We start from the raw sequence: 20,044 nt of genomic DNA, 5'->3' as shown, positions 1-20,044 counted from the left end.
ATTCTCACTTATGCCAAATTAAGCCAAAGTCACTTTTACTAGATTGGTATGTTGCGGGTTGCATTTACCAATTGGCGTTGGGTGGTATTTGGTCAATGAGTTAACGTTGCCGCCAATATCAATCTTATCTGCCAAGTTTTCAGCTTTTAACCAAGCCCCTTGAGCAATTGACAGCACCCCCGGCATGATTCGTGGCGTAACCTTAGCCGTAATAATCACTGATGCACGTGCGCTAGTCACTTTAACCTGTACACCATCCGTAATCCCTGCTGCGTCAGCATCAACCGGATTAATCCATACAGAATCTTCAACCGCTTCACGCAACCATGGAATATTATGAAAACTTGAGTGACAACGAGACTTAGTATGATGGCCAATTAATTGAAGTGGATATTCAATACGAGCCTCTTCGTCTTCATAGCTTTCCCAGGTTTTTTGATATTTTGGAATCGCAGGAATTGAATCTCCAGCAGGCAAAGTCCAAGTATCTGCATAGCCTTGGAGGGTAGCAGAATAAATTTCAACTTTTCCACTAGGAGTGCTTAGCTTATTCGCAACTGGATCTTCAAAGTATCCTTTGTAGGCAATATATGAAGCCGTTGGCTTTTCAATATGAACGATACCCTGCTCAACCAACTTGTCATATTGTGGTAACTTTCCACCGGATCGTGCTTGGTCTTGAGCGTACAGATGACGTACCCAACCCATATAGTCCCTGCCTTCCGAAAATTCATTTTCAACGCCTAATCTTTTCGCCAGTTCTAAACAGACCTCAAAGCACCCCTTAGCGTTGAATAATGGTTCAATTGCTGGTGTCATTGCCACAACCGTTTCCATCAAGCTACCACCGTTCGCACCAACATCGGTATTTTCAAAATCAGTGATATCGGGCAACAAAATATCTGCATATTTAGCACTTGGCGTCATAAAGACATCATGTACCAAAATAAATAGTTCATCAGATTCTTTACTTGCAAGAATGTCATGAGTACCAAATGAATCAGAATGTTGGTTAATAAGAGCATTACCGGCATAGTTCCAAATAAATCGAATATTACTGTTCAACTTATCTACATAACGCAGACCATCTTTTTCTTTAGTGAACTCTGTACCACGTACAACGGCATCGCTCCACGTGAAGAACGAGATATAGCCTGGATATGGATTTTTACCAACTGGAGAGAATGAGATTGAGGTGCCAGAAGTACCTGGCCAAACACCAGAATTGGTACCTTCAATACCGATCTTACCTAGCAACAGCGGTAACATCACAATTGCTCGAACAGATTGCTCACCAATTGCATGGCGCTGTGGGCCTAGCCCTTGGCAAATAAATGGGCGCTCCGCACCAGCTAGTTTTTTCGTCAAACGACGAATTTCATCAGCCGGTAAGCCAGTAATAGCTTCAGCCCATTCTGGAGTCTTTGGAATACCATCATCGCCATTCCCCATAATGTGGGAGTAATAGTCACTGTTAGCGGGTGCATCACTCGGCAACGTATCAGCGTCATAGCCAACACAATATTTATCCATAAATGTCTTATCGACATGACCATCGTTGATCAACTCGTAAGCAATTGCCTCGCATAATGCCGCATCAGTTCCAGGACGAATTGGTAACCAGGTAACTTCTTTACCTACCGCGGAATCAGAGAATCGAGGGTCAACCACAAAGGTTTCTTTCCCCGCAATAAACTCACTCCAGTCATAGGTACCACCAGTGCCACTCATACGCGTTTCCGCAGGGTTGAAGCCAAACGCTACTATGAGATCACTGTGCTGCATTTGGGTGTAACTGCTCGATCCCCCCCCTCCGTACGTATGAGCCATTGCCACTGCCTGCTGGGCAGAACTGTAAGTTCCGTAATGACGCAGATAGCCACCTAACAAATTAAGCAGTTTGCCCCCCCACTGCCCTGCGTGGATCCAATGACCACCGCCATAACAAGAATATAAACGACCGGTACCGTACTGCGGATAAACCGCTGATGGGCCAGCATTCTCATCCTCATACACTTTTTTCAAGTTAGCGGCGATAGTGTCAAACGCCTCTTCCCAGCTAATTTCAACAAAACTACTTGCCAACCCTCGCGGACCAACACGCTTCATAGGTGAGGTTAAACGGTCTGGCGAATACACCTTTTTGCGGTTTGAGCGACCTTTTAAGCACGCACGAGCTTGATGATTGCCATAAGCATCATTACCGATATCGTCAGTTTCAATTCGGACAATTTTGCCCTCCACGGAAATTACTTTGAGCGGACAGCTGTGACCACAGTTACACGTGCAGCACGACCAATTTACTTGCTCTTGGGTTGGCAGCACTGGCGCTAATTTATCTTCATCTTTACTGCCACAAGCGGTGATGCAGGTCACTGCACTGGCAGTAGCGCTTAACTTAAGAAAATCACGTCTTTGCATGAGATTGTTCCTTTTTAATTAACTCACTAAAGGGCGTAGCTGAAGGTCAGCATCACCTTGTGGGCGACGTAGTTAGAATCAAGATTGCCGAGGGTGACGTAGCTGCTGCTATTTACACTGGCATAGTTGGTGTCGTAATAACGCTGATAGCCATAATTGGCTTTTAACTTGGCACGTTCACACAGTTGGTATTCCGCATACAGATCGACATTGTGGGACCATGCACTGTAATCGCCGTAGGCGAAACCTAGGCTCAGCTCTGTATCGGATTCCGACTCGCTGTAGCCGTAATCCAGCCCCAGCGTTAGCCGATCTTGCAACAGTCCTCGATAGCTCCCGCCAAAGCCGATGTGACTGAAGCTGTCGTTGATTTCACCTTGGTAGCTCTGCGCCCCATTAAGGTCTCGTTGCTCAGAGTCAATCCATTGCTGGCTAACAAACAGATGCAGGCTCAATGGCAAAATCGGTTGGTAGTTAAGACTTAGGTCATAGCTGCTATCAGTAGACTCTGTCAGACCAATAGTGGTGTTACTGTAGTCATCAAGGGCGTAACGTACCTTTGCGGTTACCATCACCTTTTCATTAGGGCTATGGCTAACACCCAGTTCCAGTTGACTGCGGTCACGGTCGGCAAGGTAGAACTTGCGCAGTAACGCCTGCTCTTCATCGCTAGTAGCTGCATCCGCTTGATAATCAGAACCATCACGACTGCTGTACTCACCTTTAAGATCGAAGTCCCAATGGCTGAGGCGGCGATAACGCAATTGCGCAAACAGGCGGTCTTCAGAAGTTTCCTCAGTCACCTCATCGGTTTGTTCAGTATCAATGCGTTGATACCCAGCGATAACATTGGCACCGCTCATCAAGCGATAATTGGCTTGAACTTGATAGGCCAACCGCTCGCTATCGAGGGTAACGTTTTCCACCGCACGACCAGTCGTTGGATCAAAGTCAATCGATTCAAATAAGCGCACGGGCGTCTTATTGTCGCGATCGCGGTAATCCACTTTGGCCTGCAAGCGCAGATCTGAACGAGCACGGAAATGCCAACGGGCATTAATGTCCAAGGTCTCCACCTCAGCATCGGCACTTTGGATCCCTGCCGGTACCCCCATGAGCGAGGTAAAGTCCTGATCCTGCAACATCCACCCCTTCACCACTCGACCAGTGAGACTGTGACGATCGAAGTGGTACAGGCCACTGGCGATCATCTGATGGGCTTCGTTTTCCGGTTCATAAGCTTGAATATTGCCACCGGTCTCACTGTCTATCGTTCTATTACCGTTATCAAATTGGCTACCGTGATACTTCAACTCGGTAAGCCAACCGTCGCCGCTGACGCTCCCGCCGGCAACAAGGCTATGAGTCGAATGATCTACTGGGGCAACGAATTGCACCGGGCTAGCGCTGTTGTTGGCATCAGGGGTGGCGATAAACTGGCTCGATTTAACCTGCTTACCGGTCTTTTCGGTCAATTGGTAATCAACAAAGCCGCTCCAATCCAAATCAAACCAGCGCCAATCCAATTGACTGCCAATAAAGTAGTGTTCACGTTTTAATTCCAACGTGTGCTGACGTGATTGCGGTTGCAGCAACAATTGCTCATTTACCAACAAGTACTGGCTGCTGGCATCATCGCCATTGACCATTAAATTGCTGCTATAGCCACCATTAAGCTGCCAGCCATCCTGTCGGAAAGCCGCGTCAACACGGCCAGTTTCCATGCCAAAGTTATCGGCTTGCACGCGCAGGCGCTTATCGCCATCAACGGCATTTACGTTAGCTTGTAGCGCAGCAGCAACACCATCTTCATCACCGAAGCGATTTGCTACATGGTCATCGTCGCTGTCGACAACTAACGCCGATAGGCCAACTTCACCTAACGCTTTATCGCTGACGCAATGTTTACAAGCCCAACGGCTGGTATCGAGGTTATCGGTGACGGCTTGATTAAGGTTAAAACTGGCGGCTTGCGCTGTCCCTGCACTCATAACGGCGAGCGCAACCAGGCTGAGTTTGAGATTCATCCTTGCTCTCCTTACTTACGCAGATAGTTACCACTGGGGTGATTAGACCCATGGATCTGGTTGTGACAGTTGAGACAACTTTGGCCACTGCTAAACACCGAATCTGGCTCGACATTAAATTGGTGTCCATCCGGTTGGTGGCAGTTTTGGCACAACTGTGGGGCTTTACGTTTCAGTAGGTTGTCGTTAACGCTGCCGTGAACGTCGTGACAGTTACTGCAGTCATCAACCACACCTTGGTGCTCCCAAAGGAACGGCCCGCGTTTTTCAGCGTGACACTGGTAGCAGTTGTCATTGGTACTTGGCTGAAGTAAGGCTGCATCAGACATAGAACCGTGAGAGGCGTGGCAATCACTACAGACCATCGAGCCCGCTTGGGTATTAGTCTGCATCGGGTGGGCACTGCGCTTATGAAGATCGCTGCGCTGTTCGCTGTGACACTCAACACAGCGGCCTACTTGCTGACTGCGGTCCAGAATTGGATCACTGGCACTGTGTACTTGGTGACAGCTAACACAGCTGACTTCCGCTTGGACGTGCATTGAGTCATGCCATGACATACGCTCGCTATCTTGGTGACAAGAGAGACAGACGCTGTCTTGCAGTTCAGCACTGACGTTACCGTCACTGCCAAACACGATCATCGGTTCATTCTTACCGCGGTGTTTGCCTTGAGGGCCATGGCAGCTTTCACATTGCAAGTTGGCCATCGGGCTATTGCTGTGGGCAAGATCGCCATGGACACCGCTGAAAATCGCCATTACCGATTGATCTTTACGGTGACACATCAAGCAACTATCTGCCCCTTTCGAGGAATATTGGCCGCTTTGGAATTTATCCAAGAGCTGAGTTTGCACACTCGACTCCGTCGCAGCCAACGTTAACGACGGCACACTAAAGAGCACCCCGACCGTCAAAGCTTGCATTACTTGGGTTAACTTGTTCATCATCGATCCACTGTGGTTGAAGTACAACAAACGGGTCGATAACTATGTTGCCAATGAAGCCCTAACTAGAATGTAAAATATGTGACATTCAAGGTAACTTGCCTCTGCAAATTCGAGTACTTTTCGGAATGTTTTTTCTCATTTTCTGCAATATTTTTCTAGCTGAAAAATATTCAATTTAAACCCCAAAAGTAGAGCGATGGGTCTCGAATTTAATTTGTGAACTACAGCATCACTTAGCCTCTTAAGTTTATAAAATGAATCATAGCGAATCATTATCACAGTTATTAACTAATGCTGACATACCTCACGAAGTCATCGAAAAAGTACTAAAAGCGAGCATATCTGTATCTCTGAAACGGGGTGATGAGTACTCTTTAAGCCTTGAAGAATATGGCTTAATCTTCATTCGAAGTGGTTGTTTGGTAGAGCGATTAGAAGTAACAAATGAAGTGTTCTCTAGCGCATCAGTATGGAGCAGAGGCTACCTGTTGGTTGATTCGCCAATGCACACCAATCGCCACCAACACCACCACAATCATTACTACTGTTTGTTTGATTGCGAACTTACCGTATTATCAAAGGCAATAATGACAAGCTTCAATAATACTGAGTTAGCCCAACTTTTATTGAACACCATGATTGAAAACCTCCATGTTAGCCATAACATGGCGTTACTTAGAAGCAGTTTAGATAAGCATACAAGTATTAAACTCAGATTGTTTATTTTATTTATAAAGAATCATGGCACTAGCTTTCCAATAACCATTGATGATCTTTGTCAATTAACAAACTCAACCCGCCAATACTGCGGCAATGTAATCAAGCAACTGGTTCAGCAACAGTTGATTGTAAAGCGCTATGGGTGTATCGAACTCCTTGACTTTAATGGCATGCTAAATAGCTTCAATCCGGAAATCATCGATTTCATCAGTTGTTACATGCCCATCAATAAACACTGGTAAACTCGATTACTAACCATTACTTCCAAAGCTGTTATGTCTGACAAATTTCATTACCGCCGCGCTTTAAGCGGCAAGTGGCAAATGGCCGAACACGCCAAAACCGTTGAATCGGCGATCGCCATGGAGGCCTTGGTCCACCAGTACTTTGGCGGTGCCACCACCATCGGCGCCGTTGCCAACCGGATCACTGAACTGGTGTTGGCCAGCCAACCTGAACTGCTGGTTGAACAGCACGATATCGAGCCGGGGCGCTTGCTGCAGATGCTGGCGCTTGCCGCCCAAAGCACGGTGCTCAGTTCGTTGGAAGAGGAACACCCTAGCCAACGGTCGATGCTGATCCTGACCGTCGCCAACCACTTTGCTTGCAAGCAATACCACCCTGAACTGGAGCCGCCACTGCAAGCGCTGCAGCAACAGATCCAAACCCTGCATCAGCATTGGCAAAACCTGCTGACCCAGCGCCGCGCCAGTCAGCGCAATATGGGCCGCTAACCGCCACAGATGCCAGAAACCCAAACGCCCCAGTCGAGCCATGCTCGCTGGGGCGTTTTGCTATCTGCTGTTCAAGCTAGCTCAAGCGTCGGAGATCTTCCGATTGATGCTGGCGTACGCCATCTTGGTCAGATAGTCATTCAGCTGATGACTGGCGGCGATCGCTGCCGCTTTGTTGCCGGAAGCCACCTGACGCAGGTTTTGCGCATGCAGATGTGCCGCTTGCTGCAGATCGGCAACACCGTCTTTGTAGGCAAACCAAAAACGGCGCGACAAGCCCTGCAGTGGCGCCATCGCCAACTGCACAAATTCGTTGCCAGCCACTCGCACCAGATCGGTATGAATCTGCTTTAAACGCTCGGCGTAGGCACGCTCATCACCACGCTTGGCACAAGCTTCCAGTTCATCCGCCAGCTGCAACATATTGCGCTTTTCGCGTTCATCGGCACGTTCGGTGGCAAACCCAAGACACAACGCCTCAACTTCGCGGCGCACCTCTAAGATCTTCAGCTGGGTTTCCAACGCAATCACTGGGATCTGAATGCCGCGTCGCGGGTGGATCTCCACCATCCGCTCGTAGGACAAACGCTGCAACGCCTCACGCACTGGGGTGCGCCCCAAGCCGAGGTTTTCCGCCAACTGCTTCTCGCTGACCATCGATCCCGGCTTCAGCTCACGGAAGATGATCATCTGCTCCAGCACATCATAGGCCTGCTCAGATTTGTTGATGGATTCTTGGTTCACCATAGGGTGCCTCTTGCCAAACGGCGCCATAACGCCGGCCGATTAAATAAAACTGAAAATAGAGTACAAGTGTATATCAAACCACATCAACTGATATATCAGAATGCACACTTGTAAATAGATCATCCCAAACCTGACTGCTCAAAACTTCACCAAGCAATCTGTTCAGTCAGCTTAAATCTACCACATTATGAGTAAATAAAGATTCATATTATTGTTTTTAGTGACTTTTTTCATAAAACCGCAGCCACCAGTGAATTCAGTCGCAAACGGTCGAAATTGCGATCGTGATCGCAGCCACTAATCAACCACAGGAATACTATTAATACACATCTGATATATCAGCTTTCAAAGAGTGCAATGCAAAACTGGAAAATCGAATCCAAAACCGCTGAGCAAGGCCACCAGCTGCCTGTTTTAGCTCACGTTGATGTCCTGGTTGTCGGCGGCGGTTCCGCTGGCGTGGCTGCCGCGACCACCTGTGGCCGCCAAGGTCTGAAAACCATGCTGATCGAAAAGTACGGTTTCTGTGGTGGCGCTGCGGTAGCGGGTCTGTCCGGCACCATCTGCGGTCTATACACCGCCACCGACGAAGGCGAGCCACAGCAAGTGGTATTCGGCTTTGCCGAAGAGTTCCGTCAGGCGCTGCTACAGCGCGGCGGTCTGACCGAGCCACAGCGCTACGGTAAAACCTACACCGTGACCCACGATCCCCTGATGTGGCGTGAAGCCGCCGATGACTTCCTGCTGGAAGCCGGCGTTGAAGTGCTGTACCACACCGCGGTAACCGGCGTGGTAATGGACGGCGACAACTACCAAGGCGTAGTGCTGGAATCCAATGCCGGTCGCAGCGTGGTGATGGCCAAGCGCATCATCGACGCCTCTGGCGATGCCGCGGTAGTGGCTCGCGCCGGTGGCGAATACTTCTTTGGTGACAACGGCGTTATCCAAAACCCAACCATGTTCTTCCGCTTAGGCGGCGTCGACATGGACAAATACCTCGAGTTCTACGGCGAAGACACCATCTGTCCAACCAAAGTGACCGAGAAAATTCTGGAGCTGAACGCCAGCGGCGAATACCAACTGCCACGTCACAAGATCTGGATCTTCCCAACCACTCGTCCAAACGAACTGATGGTTAACGCCACCCGTTTGGCTGGCCAAGACGGCCGCGTACTGAACGTGATCGATCCAGTCGACTTCACCGAAGCGGAAGTGTTTGGTCGCAAGCAGGTACGTGAATACGCCCGCTTCCTAACCCACTTCGTACCAGGCTGTGAAAACGGCTATGTAGTTGATACCTCAGTTGAAGTTGGTATTCGCCAGACCCGTTCTATCGAAGGCGTTAGCAAGCTGAGCAACGATGACGTAGTCAACTGCCGCAAAGATGAAGACGGTATCTGCCGCAGCCCATGGCCGATCGAGCTGCACTCTGGCACCAAGCCAAAGCTGCACTGGCTGATGAACGATTGGTACGACGTGCCTTACAACACCCTGATCCCACGCATCGGCGACAACATCATCGTTGCTGGCCGCTGTTTGTCTGCCGAGCACGAAGCGCTGGCTTCCGCCCGCGTAACCGCACAGACCTTCGAATATGGCCACGCCGCTGGCGCCGCCTGTGTGTTGTCACTGAAACATGATAAGCCACTGCGCGAGCTGCAAGGCCGCGAAGTGCGCGCACAAATGAATCTGGGCGACAGCCGCCTGTAACCTTTTTTGCCAGTCGCACGGCGACTGGCGCTTTTGACAATAGCGAGATAATCCCATGCCTATTGAAAGCAAAATCAAACGCATTGAACTGTACGCGGTAGCCGACCGCCACGCTGATACCCTGCCTTGGGCTTACGACCAAGAGCCACTGGTACACACCAACAACATCGTTCGCATCATCACTGAAGATGGTCTGGAAGGCGTTGGCGCGACCATCAGCTACACCGAAAACGATTTCGATAAGTGCATCGTTGAAGCGATGCGCATCATCGCTCCAGGCATGATCGGCAAAAACGCGATCAACACCGGCGAAATCAACGCGTGGTTGGCGAACCGTTGTACTTGGGGCGGCCTGCCAGCCAAATCCCCATTCGACATCGCTTGTTGGGATATCAAAGGTAAGAAAGCGGGCATGCCGCTGTACCAGATGTTGGGCGGTTGCCGCGACAAGATGCTGTCTTACGCGTCCACCCCATTCTTCGAAACCGTGGAAGAGTACTTCCCGTTCATCGACGACTGTATCGACCACGGCTTCAAAGCGATCAAACTGCACTGCGCTTGCTTGTTCTCTCGCGACGTTGAGCTGGTGAAAGCTATTCAAGCTCGCTACGGCAACACCGGCATCGCCTTTATGCTGGACACCGCCCAGTACTACAACCAGCAAGAAGCGCTGAAGATGGCCAAGCTGCTGGAAGAGTACGAGTGGATGTGGTTCGAAGCGCCAGTATCAGACTACGACTTCAAGAGCTACAAGCGTCTGGTACGCGAGACCAACCTGGAGATCTCCAGCCACGGTAACTGCCTGCTGACTCTGCCAGAAGTGGCTTACGCGCTGTCCAACGAAATGTGGTCTGACGTACGTCAAGACGCCACCGTATGTGGCGGTATCACCCCACTGGTGAAGTGTTTTGCGCTGGCGGAAGCCCACGGTAAACCACTGGAAGTTCAGAGCTGGGGCTACACCTTGACTCAAGCGGCCAACCTGCACGTGGCACTGGCTCACAACAACGGCAAGTACTTCGAGCAAGCGTACCCATACGAGAACTTCGAGCTGGGCTCTAAGAACGTTATCCGCACCAACAAAGACGGCTTCGTAACCGTACCAGACGCTCCTGGTCTGGGTGTGGAGATGGATTGGGATGTGGTTCGTAAAGAATCGATCCTGACCTACATCATCGAGTAATCCCTAACTCCCTAAACCCTAGCGACGTCATTGCTCCCCTCAATGGCGTCGCCTCAGGAATTCCAACATGCAAAAATCCAAGCTAGGCAACTTCGATGTTGCTGCCGTAGCGATCTCCATGGTCATTGTGGCAGCCATTTCGATCTACTTTCTGACCGACACCGCCGCCGCCATCGCCTTGGCTGGCAAAGTGTTTACTCTGGTTGCAAGCAACCTAGGTACCCCTATTTTGTGGTTCGGTTTTGCGATGGTGCTCATCGCCGCGTTCTTCGTCTTCTCTAAATACGGCAGCATCCGTATGGGCAAAGAACAACCTGAATTCTCCACCTTCTCTTACGTTACCATGATGGCGCTGGCTGGCGTTGGCTCCGGTACCGTGTACTGGGCCTTCCTGGAGTGGTCTTACTACGTAAAGACCCCGCCATTCGCCATCGAAGCGGGCTCCACCTTGGCGTATGAGTGGGCGGTAACCTACTCCATGCACCACTGGGGTCTGACCGCGTGGGCACTGTACTGCATTACCGCTATTCCAGTGATGTACGCCTTCTACGTGCGTAAGAACACCACCCTGAAAATCAGTGACGTGGTGAAGACCATGATCGACAACCCAACCGTGGGTAAGTTCGTTGGTCGTACTATCGAAATCATCTACCCAATCGCCATCGTATTCGGCCTGATCATCGTACTGGCTCTGGGCGTGCCAATCGCTTCTGCGGCAATGGCGCAGCTGATCGGCGTAGCGGACTCGCTGACCCTGAAACTGGTTATGCTGGGCGTGGTTGCGGCGCTGCTGATCCTGAGCTCGTTTGTAGGTCTGGAAAAGGGCATGCGTAACATCTCCTCCTACGGTACCTACTTCATCGTGGCGCTGGTGGTGTACATCCTGGTATTTGGCCCTACCCAATTCATTCTGGAAAACACCAGTTCCTCTCTGGCGCTGTGGGCTTCTAACTTCGTCAAGATGAGCATCTACACCGACGCCATCGACAAAGCCGGCTTCCCACAAAACTGGACCGCCTACTTCTGGGCCTACTGGATGATCTTCATTCCAATGATGTGCATCTTCGTAACCAAGATGTCCAAAGGCCGTACCATCCGTGAAGTAGTGGTATGTATGCTGGGCGGCGGTACCGCTGGCGTAGCAACCCTGTTCGCGGTAGTGGGTTCTTTCATGATGAAGACCCAGTTGGATGACAAAGTTGACATCAGTGGCATGGTAGCTAACGGTCAGGCCAGCTCCTCTATCGTTGAAGCGCTGCAAACCCTGCCGTTCTCCTCAGCGATTCTGGTGGTGTTTATCATCTCCACCTTCCTGCTGCTAGTAACCACTTTGGACGGCTCGGTATTTACCGTAGCTTGTCAGACTCAAAAAGAACTGGATCGTGAAAACGGCCCATCCACCATGCTGAAAGTGTTCTGGTGTCTGGTGATCATCGCCATTCCTACCGTATTTATCGTGGTTGATGCGCCTGTAGGCTCTATGCAGTCTGCGATCCTGATCTTCGCTCTGCCGCTGATGCTGCTGTGCTCCTTCATGATCTACAAAACCCTACGCAATATGCGTGAGGACTACGGTCACATGACCGCTGCTGAGATTGAAGCCAAGTACCAGTTAGCACCAGCACAGACCGTTACTGCGGTAAGTGCAGAAAAAGCCGCATAACGACTTCGTTAAAGGGTTTGAAGTAATAAGTCGTCAGCAGCGATGAGTTAACGATCAATCCCTATGGTCTAGCAATGCCAGTCAGCAATGACTGGCATTTTTTTGTTTTGGCTATCAAAGGAGTAGACTGGACTGAACCAATTTGGGAAAGGATCTCACCATGAGCAGTTACACCCCACCTAAGGTTTGGGTACACGATGCCGCCAATGGCGGTAAATGGGCCCACATCAATCGTCCGGTTTCCGGTGCCACTCACGATAAAGCGCTGCCGGTTGGCAAACATCCGCTGCAGCTGTATTCGCTCGGCACGCCCAATGGCCAGAAGGTCACCATCATGCTGGAAGAGTTGCTGGCCTTGGGTCACAGCGGCGCAGAGTACGATGCCTTTCTGATCAACATCGGCGAAGGCGACCAGTTTGGTTCTGGCTTTGTCGGCATCAACCCCAACTCGAAAATTCCGGCGTTGGTGGATTACAGCGGCGGCAAACCGGTACCGGTATTCGAGTCGGCATCAATTCTGGTGTATCTGGCGGAAAAGTTTGGCGAACTGCTGCCTACCGAAGCGATCCCACGGGCGCAAGCCTTTAACTGGCTGTTCTGGGTTCACGGTGCTGCGCCCTACCTTGGCGGCGGCTTCGGTCATTTCTACGCCTACGCCCCAGAGAAGTTCGAGTACCCGATTAACCGCTTCACCATGGAAGTCAAACGCCAACTCGACGTACTGGATAAACGCTTAGCCCATAATCGCTTCTTAGCCGGTGAGCACTACAGCATTGCCGACATCGCCACTTGGCCATGGTATGGCAATCTGGTGCTGAACAACGCCTATGAAGCGGCGGAGTTTCTGCAGGTGGCGGACTATCAACACGTTATCCGCTGGGCCAAAGAGATTGCCGAGCGACCGGCGGTGCAGCGCGGCCGCATCGTCAACAAAGCGATGGGCGATGGTCCGAAGGTGCTAAACCGCCACAGCGCCAGCGACATCGACGAGGCGCTCGCCGAGAGTTAAGCCCGCTAGAAACTAGGGCGTGTTGACATTTGGTGTTCAGAATTTGGCCGAGGATAGCGGCTGTCAATCGAGGATTGCGATTGAAGACATAGTGGCTCTACGTCGAAATCGTATGACGAAAAGTGACAGCCGCTAGTCCGGCCCTGCAGGGCGCCCAATAGTGACGATTGAACAGTCAAACCGACTTGCCAAGTGCAATCTATCGTCTGGAACAGACATTAATGGGCGCAAAAATATACGGCAAAGGTCAACACGCCCTAATCAGCCCAGTCACTGACTGGGCTTGTTGGTTTCTGGGTAGCTTATGGCTAGCAATCCGCACTACAAACGGCACTGAGCCTGACCATCCGGCACCAGATAGCCACTGTCCGCCAGCAGCCTATCCGCCGCCATCACGTAGTTTAGAAAATCACAGGCCAACTGCGGATGCGCCGAGCGTTTCAACACAATCCCTTGCTGCTCAATCGGTTGATGCCATTCATTGGGCACCAACCAATATTCCGAACTGGGAACCTTGGCCGCTTTTAGATGCGACAGCGCTACCAGACCGGCACTGGCATTACCGCTTTGGACATACTGATAGGCTTGCAAAATATTGGCACCGCGCACCAGTGGTGGTGACTTTGGCAATTGCAGATGCGCCAGTGTCTGTTGTGCTGCTAAGCCGTAGGGTGCCAGCCGAGGATTGGCGATCGACAACCGTGGTTGCCAATCCCGCAACAGTTGCTCACTAGCGGCTTGGCCCGGACTCCAAAATGCCAAAATGCCGGTGGCGTAAGTGAGTCGGCTGCCCGCTAAGCCTTGACCGCCCTGCTCGAGCAACTGCGGTCGTTCGACATCCGCCGACAGGAACAGATCGTACGGCGCACCATGCAAAATCTGGGTATACAGGGCACCACTGCCCCCCGCCGAAACGGTCACTTCAATGCCGGTTTGCTGTTGATAATCGGCGGCAATCTGATCCAGCGCATGCTTAAAATTGGCCGCAACCGCGACGCGCAATTGCGCCGCCTGGGCTGAGCAAGCGGAGATCAATAACACAGCAGTCAGTGCCAAACGCGGCAATCTGTTCATCAACGGTACTCGAGAGAAGAGAGAAATTTCAGTGTAAAGCGCTTTAGCAAGTGGCACTAGCGCCGAGGTCGCAAAAGCAAACGCCCGCATCTGTGCTTAACTGGATCTGACAGCGACAAGATAAAGGCCACCACCATGACCGAATGTTACCCGGAACGCCGCGACCAACAACGGCGCTCATTGCAAGAGCGCCGCGACCAGGTTCGATTTGCCGATGATGTTGGCGATCGTCGCCGCCAAACCCGACGGCAGATCGACCGCCAACCGCAAGATCACCACCGCCAATCCAGCGACGACGATAATTAGGGTTTCGGCAACAAGCTATTGACCGAGGGCAGGTAAACCTTGGCTCGCAGTCCGCCCTCAGGGCGATTATCGAAGGCCAAGCGCCCACCCAAACCATCAACAATGCGGCTGATGATCGCCAGCCCTAAGCCGGAGCCGCTGCCACCGCGGGCTTTGTCACCTTGGGTGAAGGGTTCAAACAACTGCTCGAGCTGATCCGGCGCAATCCCCGGGCCATTGTCCTCGACCATAAACCAGTGCCAATCCTCACTGTGACCGCAGCTTAACCGGATCCAGCCATGGCCGTAGCGCTGGGCATTTTCCAGCAAATTCGATAGCACCCGCTTCACCGCCACCGGTGGTAGCAAAGTAGCGCGGCCATCGTCCAGTTGCAGCTCAATGGTGGCATCACGCAACTGCTCTTGCTGGGCGGTCTCTTGCAGCAGTTCCGCTAGGGCCAACGGCTGCAGATCTTCCAACTGATGACCGCGGATAAAGGCGATGAACTGATCGATGATGGCGTTCATGTCATCGATATCCTGCTCGATACCGGCTTTAAGGAACTCATCTTTGCTGTCCATCATCTCCGCCGCCAAGCGGATCCGCGTTAATGGTGTGCGCAGATCATGCGACACCCCCGCCAACAGCACCTGCCGATCCGATTCCAATTTGGCCATCGACCGCGACATGTGGTTAAAGGCGGCGGTCACCTCTTCCACCTCGACCGAACCGGCCAACGGCAACGGCTTCGGGAAGTACCCCCGCGACACCGACAGCGCCGCGGTTTGCAATCGCTTCAGCGGCGCCGCCTGACGGCTGGCAAACCACCAGCCACCGAACACCGACAGCACCAAAATCGCGCACAGATAGATGGTCAGCGGCGACAGTGACGCTTCATCAAAATCGGTCAGCGGAATACGCAGCCACAATTGCGGCGCCTGCGGTGGCTGCACCCACACCTGATAGATCCCGCCGGTGCTTAAGCGCACTTCCGCCGGACCACCAAGGTATTGGCTCATCTGTTCGGAAAACAGAGTGTAATGAGTGGCTTGATCAAGCCCCTGCTGACGCGCTTCGGCAACGGTGAAGGCCTCCATATAGAGATCCCGTTCCAGCCGCGCTTGCAACGCCTCTAAAGTGGTGAGGTGGTTGATGTCGAGTTGCAGATCGCGAAAGGCGAAATCCACTTGCCGGGCCATCAATTCAATGATCTGCTGGGTGGTTGGTTTCACCACAAACACCGTCAGCGACCAGTAAGAGAGGATCATGCTGATCAGCAACAAACAACCGATCAGCAATACCGTTTGCCCGAAGTTCGTTCGCGGCAGCCGAGTCCAACGCATTAAGGGGCAACGCCATCCGGCACAAACACGTAGCCTAAGCCCCACACGGTTTGGATATAACGCGGGTTGGAGGGATCGTCCTCAATCATCCGTCGCAAGCGCGATACCTGCACGTCGATGGAACGTTCCAAGGCACTGTAATCGCGGCCACGGGCTTGGTTCATCAGTTTGTCGCGGCTCATCGGCTCGCGGGGATTGCTCACCAGCACCTTCAACACCGCGAATTCGCCGGAGGTTAATGCCAACGGCTTACCGGCTTTGGTCATCTCGCGGGTGGCCAAATTCAACACGTGCTCACCAAAGCTGACAGTGGATTCGGTCAGTGACGGCGCCCCGGGTAATTCCTGCGGGCGACGGCGCAATACCGCATTGATCCGCGACAGCAGTTCCCGTGGGTTAAACGGTTTTGGCATGTAATCGTCGGCACCGAGATCGAGGCCATAGATGCGATCCGCTTCGTCACCTTTGGCGGTAAGCATAATGATCGCGATCTGATTGTTTTTCTCGCGCAGACGGCGACAAATCGACAAGCCATCTTCACCGGGCAACATCAGATCCAGTACCAGCAGATGGAAGTTTTCCCGCTCCAATAAGCGATCCATCTGATCGGCATTGGCGGCAGTGCGCACTTGGAAGTTCTGTTCGACCAGATAACGCTCGAGCAAGCCGCGCAGGCGCACATCGTCATCAACAACCAGTACTTTGGTGGTTTCCTGTTCCATGAAGGTACCTTAAATTTCTAGCTCATCCGTGATAGTACCGCGTTGGCAGAAAACGCCGCAGCGATAGGGTGTTGCAAACTGTTTCTAGGTTATTTTTTAGCTTACATTGCGATCAATCGGCAAACGGTTTGTAGCTGATGCGATTGATGTAATAGGTTTGTGCGCCCGCTGGGGTGCGCACAATCACTTCATCATCGACCTCTTTGCCCAGCATCGCCCGCGCCAACGGCGAATCGATGCTGATCTTGCCCACGCCGATCTCAAACTCATCGGGGCCAACCAGTTGATAATGTTTGATCTCACCGGCTTCTGATTCCAGCTCCAACCAGGCGCCAAAGTAGGCTTTGCCCGCTTGCCGCGGATCCGGTTCCACCACCCGCAACACTTCCATACGTTTGCTTAAGAAGCGCACCCGACGGTCGATTTCACGCAGCCGCTTTTTGCCGTAGATGTACTCAGCGTTCTCGCTGCGGTCACCGAGTGCCGCCGCGTCGGAGACCGCTTGGGTGACCCGTGGTCGCTCCTCTTTCCAGAGAAATTTCAGCTCGGCTTCCAGCTTGTTCCAGCCGTCTTTGGTGATCAGATTTGCCCGTGACACTTAAGGTTTTCTTCCGTTGTTGCAATGCCTGCGACTATAGCAACTGTGTTATTGTCGCTGCCAGTCACGCCATCGGCAAATCAACGCAAAAACGACAGATTATGAGCCAAGCTAACTCTCGCCTCAGCCAGCAGATCGCCCAAGAGCTGCAGGTAAAACCACAGCAGATCAGTGCCACCATCGAGCTTATCGACGGCGGCGCCACGGTGCCGTTTATCGCCCGTTACCGTAAAGAGGCCACCGGCGGCCTTGATGATGGCCAACTGCGAACGCTAGAGCAGCGTTTAAGCTACCTGCGCGAGCTCAATCAGCGCCGTGACACCATCCTCAGCGCCATCAGCGAGCAAGGCAAATTGACCGAATCGCTGCGCCGCGCCATCGACGCCGCCGACAGCAAAACCGCCTTAGAAGATCTCTATCTGCCGTTTAAATCGAAACGCCGCACCAAAGGTCAGTTGGCGATTGAAGCCGGTCTTGAACCGTTCGCTCTCAACCTGCTGCGCCAGCCGCAAGCTATGACTCAAGCGGCGCAACACACCCGCAAGGGTTACGACAGCGCGGCGGCGGTCTTGGATGGCTGTCAGGCGATTTTGATTGAGCACATCGGCAATGATCCGGCCAATGTCGCGGCGATGCGCGAGGCGCTGATTGAGGGCTGGATTGCCAGCAAAGCCGGCCGTGGCAAGGCCGATGAGCACAGCAAGTTTCGCGATTACTACGATCATCAAGAACGCTACAACAAAGTGCCTTCGCATCGAGCGTTGGCGATGCTGCGCGGCAAGAATCAAGGCGAGTTATCGCTAGCGTTGCGACTGGAAGCGGAAGCGGTGCCACGGGGCGAACTCAGCGCTGCCGAACGCCTGCTGGCGCGCTTAGCCAAGGTCAAAACCGACGGCGGTGATGCCGATCTGTGGCTGCTGAATGTGGTGCAGCAGTGCTGGAAAACCAAACTCGGTGCCAGTTTAGAAAACGAGCTGTTAAGCGCGTTGCAGCGCCGCGCCGACGACGCGGCAATCAAGGTGTTTGGAGACAACCTGAGTGACTTGCTGTTGGCGGCTCCGGCGGGCGCTAAGGCAACCTTGGCGATCGATCCGGGTCAGCGCACCGGCTGTAAACTGGCGGCGCTGGATGGCACCGGTAAGCTACTGGATACCGCCACCATCTACCCGCATGCGCCGCAAAAACAGTGGTCGCAGGCATTGGCCACCTTGGCTACCTTGGTCAAGCGCCATCAGATTGAGCTGATCGCCATCGGCAACGGCACCGCCAGCCGCGAAACCGATCAGCTGGTGGCCGAGCTGATCGCCGGTCTTGAACGCAAACCGGCCAAAGTCGTGGTCTCGGAAGCGGGTGCCTCGGTTTACAGCGCCTCGGAATTGGCCGCCAATGAGTTCCCGCAGTTGGATGTGAGCCTGCGTGGTGCGGTCTCCATCGGCCGCCGCCTGCAAGATCCATTGGCGGAATTGGTGAAGATCGAACCGAAAGCGATCGGCGTTGGCCAGTACCAGCACGACGTTAACCAAAGCCAACTAGCGCAGCGCTTGGATGCGGTGGTCGAGGATTGCGTAAACCACGTCGGCGTCGATCTTAACTCCGCTTCGGCGGCACTGCTTAGCCGCGTTGCTGGGTTAACCCCGACTTTGGCCAACAACATCGTCAGCTACCGCGACAGCAATGGCCGCTTCGATAAACGCAGCGAACTGAAAAAGGTGCCGCGACTGGGACCAAAAGCGTTTGAGCAGTGCGCCGGCTTTTTGCGGATCAGCGGCGGCAGCGATCCGCTCGATGGCTCAGGGGTGCATCCGGAAGCCTACGGCGTGGTCAAGCAGATGGCGGCGAAAACCGGCCTAACCGCCAAAGCACTGATCGGCAACGACAGCGTGCTGAATCAGTTACGCGCTAGCGATTTTGTCGATGACCGCTTCGGCCTACCAACGGTCACCGACATCATCAGCGAACTGCACAAGCCGGGGCGCGATCCCCGCGGCGAGTTCGCTTCGGCCAAATTTGCCGAGGGGGTAACCAGCCTGAATGATCTGGTTGAGGGGATGATGCTGGAAGGGGTGGTCACCAACGTCACCCACTTCGGCGCCTTTGTTGATATCGGCGTAAAGCAGGATGGCTTGGTGCATATCTCAGCGCTGGCGGATCACTTCGTTGACGACCCACGCAAACTGGTGAAAACCGGCCAAGTGGTTAAGGTGCGAGTGACTGAGGTCGACTTGCCGCGCAAACGGATTGCGCTGTCGATGAAAAGCGGCGACGACCAGCGTCGCCAGCAGGCTCGCCCTGCCGCCCCGCAACCAACAGTACGATCGCAATCGCGCTCACAGAGCCAGCCCGCCGCAGGCAACAACGCCTTCGCCGATGCTTTTGCTAAAGCGAAAAAACGTTAAGTCCAGCTAAGCAGTTGTCGAGCCGGTGGCGGCTCGACACGGCGCCGATAAGCGCGAGCGATGATCTGGCCGAAGGCTTGATACTGGGCGTCGGTCAGCGCCAACACCGAGCTGGCCTCGGTTTGCTCGCTGCCACGGCGACGACGACCGGGACGATCAATAGTGGGGTTGGCTTCCGCCAGCAGCGACTTTAGCGACTGCCGTTGACGGCCCTTGTTCCGCTGAGATTCTGGTTCGGACTGCGATTGTGACTGACGCGCTGAAGTGCCTTTACGCTGCACCTTATCGCTGTGCTGACGTTCTGGATCGATGCCGCGCTCGGCCTGACTTTTGGCTAACGCTTCTGGCGCAGGCATCGCCGGTCGCAGCTGCTGCTCACGGGCAGCGCTGTCGGTGGCGGGATTGCTGGTGGCAATCGGAACCTGCGGAAAGTTGGAAACCAGAAACATAAATGCCGAGAGG

The 20,044-nt window shown here is 53.0% G+C and carries 17 protein-coding genes; 8 read left to right on the top strand and 9 right to left on the bottom strand.

What is annotated here, in order from left to right; all coding sequences use genetic code 11:
• Nucleotides 1-18: 18 nt before the first annotated feature.
• The 3 genes from G506_RS19265 to G506_RS0108425 are packed head-to-tail and all read right to left on the bottom strand — an operon-like array spanning nucleotide 19 to nucleotide 5,398.
• Nucleotides 19-2,421, bottom strand: a complete 2,403-nt coding sequence (locus G506_RS19265) for a DMSO/selenate family reductase complex A subunit (protein WP_035387166.1) — start codon at nucleotides 2,419-2,421, stop codon at nucleotides 19-21.
• Nucleotides 2,422-2,447: 26 nt separating this feature from the next.
• Nucleotides 2,448-4,448: an MtrB/PioB family decaheme-associated outer membrane protein gene (locus G506_RS19260; protein ID WP_051202003.1), complete on the bottom strand. Its 2,001-nt coding sequence runs from the start codon at nucleotides 4,446-4,448 to the stop codon at nucleotides 2,448-2,450.
• An 11-nt stretch (nucleotides 4,449-4,459) separates the two neighbouring features.
• Entirely contained in the window at nucleotides 4,460-5,398 is a 939-nt protein-coding gene (locus tag G506_RS0108425; protein ID WP_028116483.1) for a DmsE family decaheme c-type cytochrome, read from the bottom strand.
• 254 nt (nucleotides 5,399-5,652) lie between these two features.
• Here G506_RS0108425 and G506_RS20920 point away from each other — a divergent pair, with 254 nt between their 5' ends.
• Together G506_RS20920 and G506_RS0108415 are read left to right on the top strand one after the other, a co-directional pair.
• Nucleotides 5,653-6,360, top strand: coding sequence for a cyclic nucleotide-binding domain-containing protein (locus G506_RS20920; RefSeq protein ID WP_156904849.1), 708 nt, complete (start codon nucleotides 5,653-5,655; stop codon nucleotides 6,358-6,360).
• Nucleotides 6,361-6,393: 33 nt separating this feature from the next.
• Nucleotides 6,394-6,852 carry a hypothetical protein gene (locus G506_RS0108415; RefSeq protein WP_028116481.1) on the top strand — a complete coding sequence of 153 codons (459 nt, stop codon included), beginning with the start codon at nucleotides 6,394-6,396 and terminating at the stop codon, nucleotides 6,850-6,852.
• A gap of 81 nt (nucleotides 6,853-6,933) precedes the next feature.
• On the opposite strand, the gene G506_RS0108410 is transcribed toward G506_RS0108415, so the two are convergent.
• Complete coding sequence (locus G506_RS0108410; RefSeq protein ID WP_028116480.1) at nucleotides 6,934-7,599, bottom strand: GntR family transcriptional regulator; 666 nt, start codon at nucleotides 7,597-7,599, stop codon at nucleotides 6,934-6,936.
• Nucleotides 7,600-7,956: 357 nt separating this feature from the next.
• On the opposite strand from G506_RS0108410, the gene G506_RS0108405 reads away from it, so the two are divergent.
• The 4 genes from G506_RS0108405 (at nucleotide 7,957) to yghU (ending at nucleotide 13,164) form a co-directional block, all read left to right on the top strand.
• Nucleotides 7,957-9,309 carry an FAD-dependent oxidoreductase gene (locus tag G506_RS0108405; RefSeq protein WP_028116479.1) on the top strand — a complete coding sequence of 451 codons (1,353 nt, stop codon included), beginning with the start codon at nucleotides 7,957-7,959 and terminating at the stop codon, nucleotides 9,307-9,309.
• 55 nt (nucleotides 9,310-9,364) lie between these two features.
• The gene (locus tag G506_RS0108400; RefSeq protein WP_028116478.1) at nucleotides 9,365-10,492 is read left to right on the top strand and encodes a mandelate racemase/muconate lactonizing enzyme family protein; all 1,128 of its coding nucleotides are present in this window, start codon (nucleotides 9,365-9,367) and stop codon (nucleotides 10,490-10,492) included.
• Between the two features lie 67 nt (nucleotides 10,493-10,559).
• On the top strand, nucleotides 10,560-12,155 hold the full coding sequence (locus G506_RS0108395; protein WP_028116477.1) for a BCCT family transporter: 1,596 nt from the start codon (nucleotides 10,560-10,562) through the stop codon (nucleotides 12,153-12,155).
• A 160-nt stretch (nucleotides 12,156-12,315) separates the two neighbouring features.
• Entirely contained in the window at nucleotides 12,316-13,164 is an 849-nt protein-coding gene (gene yghU / locus G506_RS0108390; protein ID WP_035387165.1) for a glutathione-dependent disulfide-bond oxidoreductase, read from the top strand.
• Nucleotides 13,165-13,485: 321 nt separating this feature from the next.
• Here yghU and modA read toward each other — a convergent pair whose 3' ends face one another.
• Nucleotides 13,486-14,238, bottom strand: a complete 753-nt coding sequence (gene modA, locus G506_RS0108385; RefSeq protein ID WP_028116475.1) for a molybdate ABC transporter substrate-binding protein — start codon at nucleotides 14,236-14,238, stop codon at nucleotides 13,486-13,488.
• A 135-nt stretch (nucleotides 14,239-14,373) separates the two neighbouring features.
• Between modA and G506_RS20915 the strand changes: the two genes are divergently transcribed.
• Entirely contained in the window at nucleotides 14,374-14,544 is a 171-nt protein-coding gene (locus tag G506_RS20915) for a hypothetical protein (RefSeq protein ID WP_156904848.1), read from the top strand.
• On the opposite strand, the gene envZ is transcribed toward G506_RS20915, so the two are convergent.
• The 3 genes from envZ to greB form a co-directional block, all read right to left on the bottom strand.
• Nucleotides 14,541-15,866, bottom strand: a complete 1,326-nt coding sequence (gene envZ, locus G506_RS0108375; protein WP_028116474.1) for a two-component system sensor histidine kinase EnvZ — start codon at nucleotides 15,864-15,866, stop codon at nucleotides 14,541-14,543. The two genes, G506_RS20915 and envZ, sit on opposite strands and share 4 nt — an antisense overlap.
• Nucleotides 15,866-16,588 (bottom strand): osmolarity response regulator transcription factor OmpR, encoded by a 723-nt coding sequence (ompR, locus tag G506_RS0108370; protein ID WP_028116473.1) that lies wholly within the window; start codon nucleotides 16,586-16,588, stop codon nucleotides 15,866-15,868. Before ompR ends, envZ begins: the two co-directional genes overlap by 1 nt.
• 112 nt (nucleotides 16,589-16,700) lie before the next feature.
• The gene (gene greB / locus G506_RS0108365) at nucleotides 16,701-17,186 is read right to left on the bottom strand and encodes a transcription elongation factor GreB (RefSeq protein ID WP_028116472.1); all 486 of its coding nucleotides are present in this window, start codon (nucleotides 17,184-17,186) and stop codon (nucleotides 16,701-16,703) included.
• A 101-nt stretch (nucleotides 17,187-17,287) separates the two neighbouring features.
• Here greB and G506_RS0108360 point away from each other — a divergent pair, with 101 nt between their 5' ends.
• Nucleotides 17,288-19,582 carry a Tex family protein gene (locus G506_RS0108360; protein ID WP_028116471.1) on the top strand — a complete coding sequence of 765 codons (2,295 nt, stop codon included), beginning with the start codon at nucleotides 17,288-17,290 and terminating at the stop codon, nucleotides 19,580-19,582.
• Here G506_RS0108360 and G506_RS20430 read toward each other — a convergent pair.
• Nucleotides 19,579-20,031: a hypothetical protein gene (locus tag G506_RS20430; RefSeq protein WP_156904847.1), complete on the bottom strand. Its 453-nt coding sequence runs from the start codon at nucleotides 20,029-20,031 to the stop codon at nucleotides 19,579-19,581. The two genes, G506_RS0108360 and G506_RS20430, sit on opposite strands and share 4 nt — an antisense overlap.
• Nucleotides 20,032-20,044: the final 13 nt, after the last annotated feature.

Origin of the sequence: Ferrimonas senticii DSM 18821, from assembly GCF_000422665.1 — a bacterium.
In the GTDB taxonomy this organism is placed as follows: Bacteria; Pseudomonadota; Gammaproteobacteria; order Enterobacterales; family Shewanellaceae; genus Ferrimonas; species Ferrimonas senticii.
Note: the sequence above shows the minus strand (reverse complement) of the source record. Positions and strands in the feature narration are given on the sequence as shown.

Excerpts from the sequence above, each read along its gene's own strand:
- G506_RS19260 (WP_051202003.1), bottom strand. The coding sequence starts at position 4,448 with ATGAATCTCAAACTCAGCCTGGTTGCGCTCGCCGTTATGAGTGCAGGG.
- G506_RS0108395 (WP_028116477.1), top strand. The coding sequence starts at position 10,560 with ATGCAAAAATCCAAGCTAGGCAACTTCGATGTTGCTGCCGTAGCGATC.
- G506_RS0108360 (WP_028116471.1), top strand. The coding sequence starts at position 17,288 with ATGAGCCAAGCTAACTCTCGCCTCAGCCAGCAGATCGCCCAAGAGCTG.
- G506_RS19265 (WP_035387166.1), bottom strand. The coding sequence starts at position 2,421 with ATGCAAAGACGTGATTTTCTTAAGTTAAGCGCTACTGCCAGTGCAGTG.
- G506_RS20915 (WP_156904848.1), top strand. The coding sequence starts at position 14,374 with ATGACCGAATGTTACCCGGAACGCCGCGACCAACAACGGCGCTCATTG.
- G506_RS0108425 (WP_028116483.1), bottom strand. The coding sequence starts at position 5,398 with ATGATGAACAAGTTAACCCAAGTAATGCAAGCTTTGACGGTCGGGGTG.
- G506_RS20430 (WP_156904847.1), bottom strand. The coding sequence starts at position 20,031 with ATGTTTCTGGTTTCCAACTTTCCGCAGGTTCCGATTGCCACCAGCAAT.
- G506_RS0108400 (WP_028116478.1), top strand. The coding sequence starts at position 9,365 with ATGCCTATTGAAAGCAAAATCAAACGCATTGAACTGTACGCGGTAGCC.
- G506_RS0108410 (WP_028116480.1), bottom strand. The coding sequence starts at position 7,599 with ATGGTGAACCAAGAATCCATCAACAAATCTGAGCAGGCCTATGATGTG.
- ompR (WP_028116473.1), bottom strand. The coding sequence starts at position 16,588 with ATGGAACAGGAAACCACCAAAGTACTGGTTGTTGATGACGATGTGCGC.
- G506_RS20920 (WP_156904849.1), top strand. The coding sequence starts at position 5,653 with ATGAATCATAGCGAATCATTATCACAGTTATTAACTAATGCTGACATA.
- yghU (WP_035387165.1), top strand. The coding sequence starts at position 12,316 with ATGAGCAGTTACACCCCACCTAAGGTTTGGGTACACGATGCCGCCAAT.
- modA (WP_028116475.1), bottom strand. The coding sequence starts at position 14,238 with ATGAACAGATTGCCGCGTTTGGCACTGACTGCTGTGTTATTGATCTCC.
- G506_RS0108415 (WP_028116481.1), top strand. The coding sequence starts at position 6,394 with ATGTCTGACAAATTTCATTACCGCCGCGCTTTAAGCGGCAAGTGGCAA.
- G506_RS0108405 (WP_028116479.1), top strand. The coding sequence starts at position 7,957 with ATGCAAAACTGGAAAATCGAATCCAAAACCGCTGAGCAAGGCCACCAG.
- envZ (WP_028116474.1), bottom strand. The coding sequence starts at position 15,866 with ATGCGTTGGACTCGGCTGCCGCGAACGAACTTCGGGCAAACGGTATTG.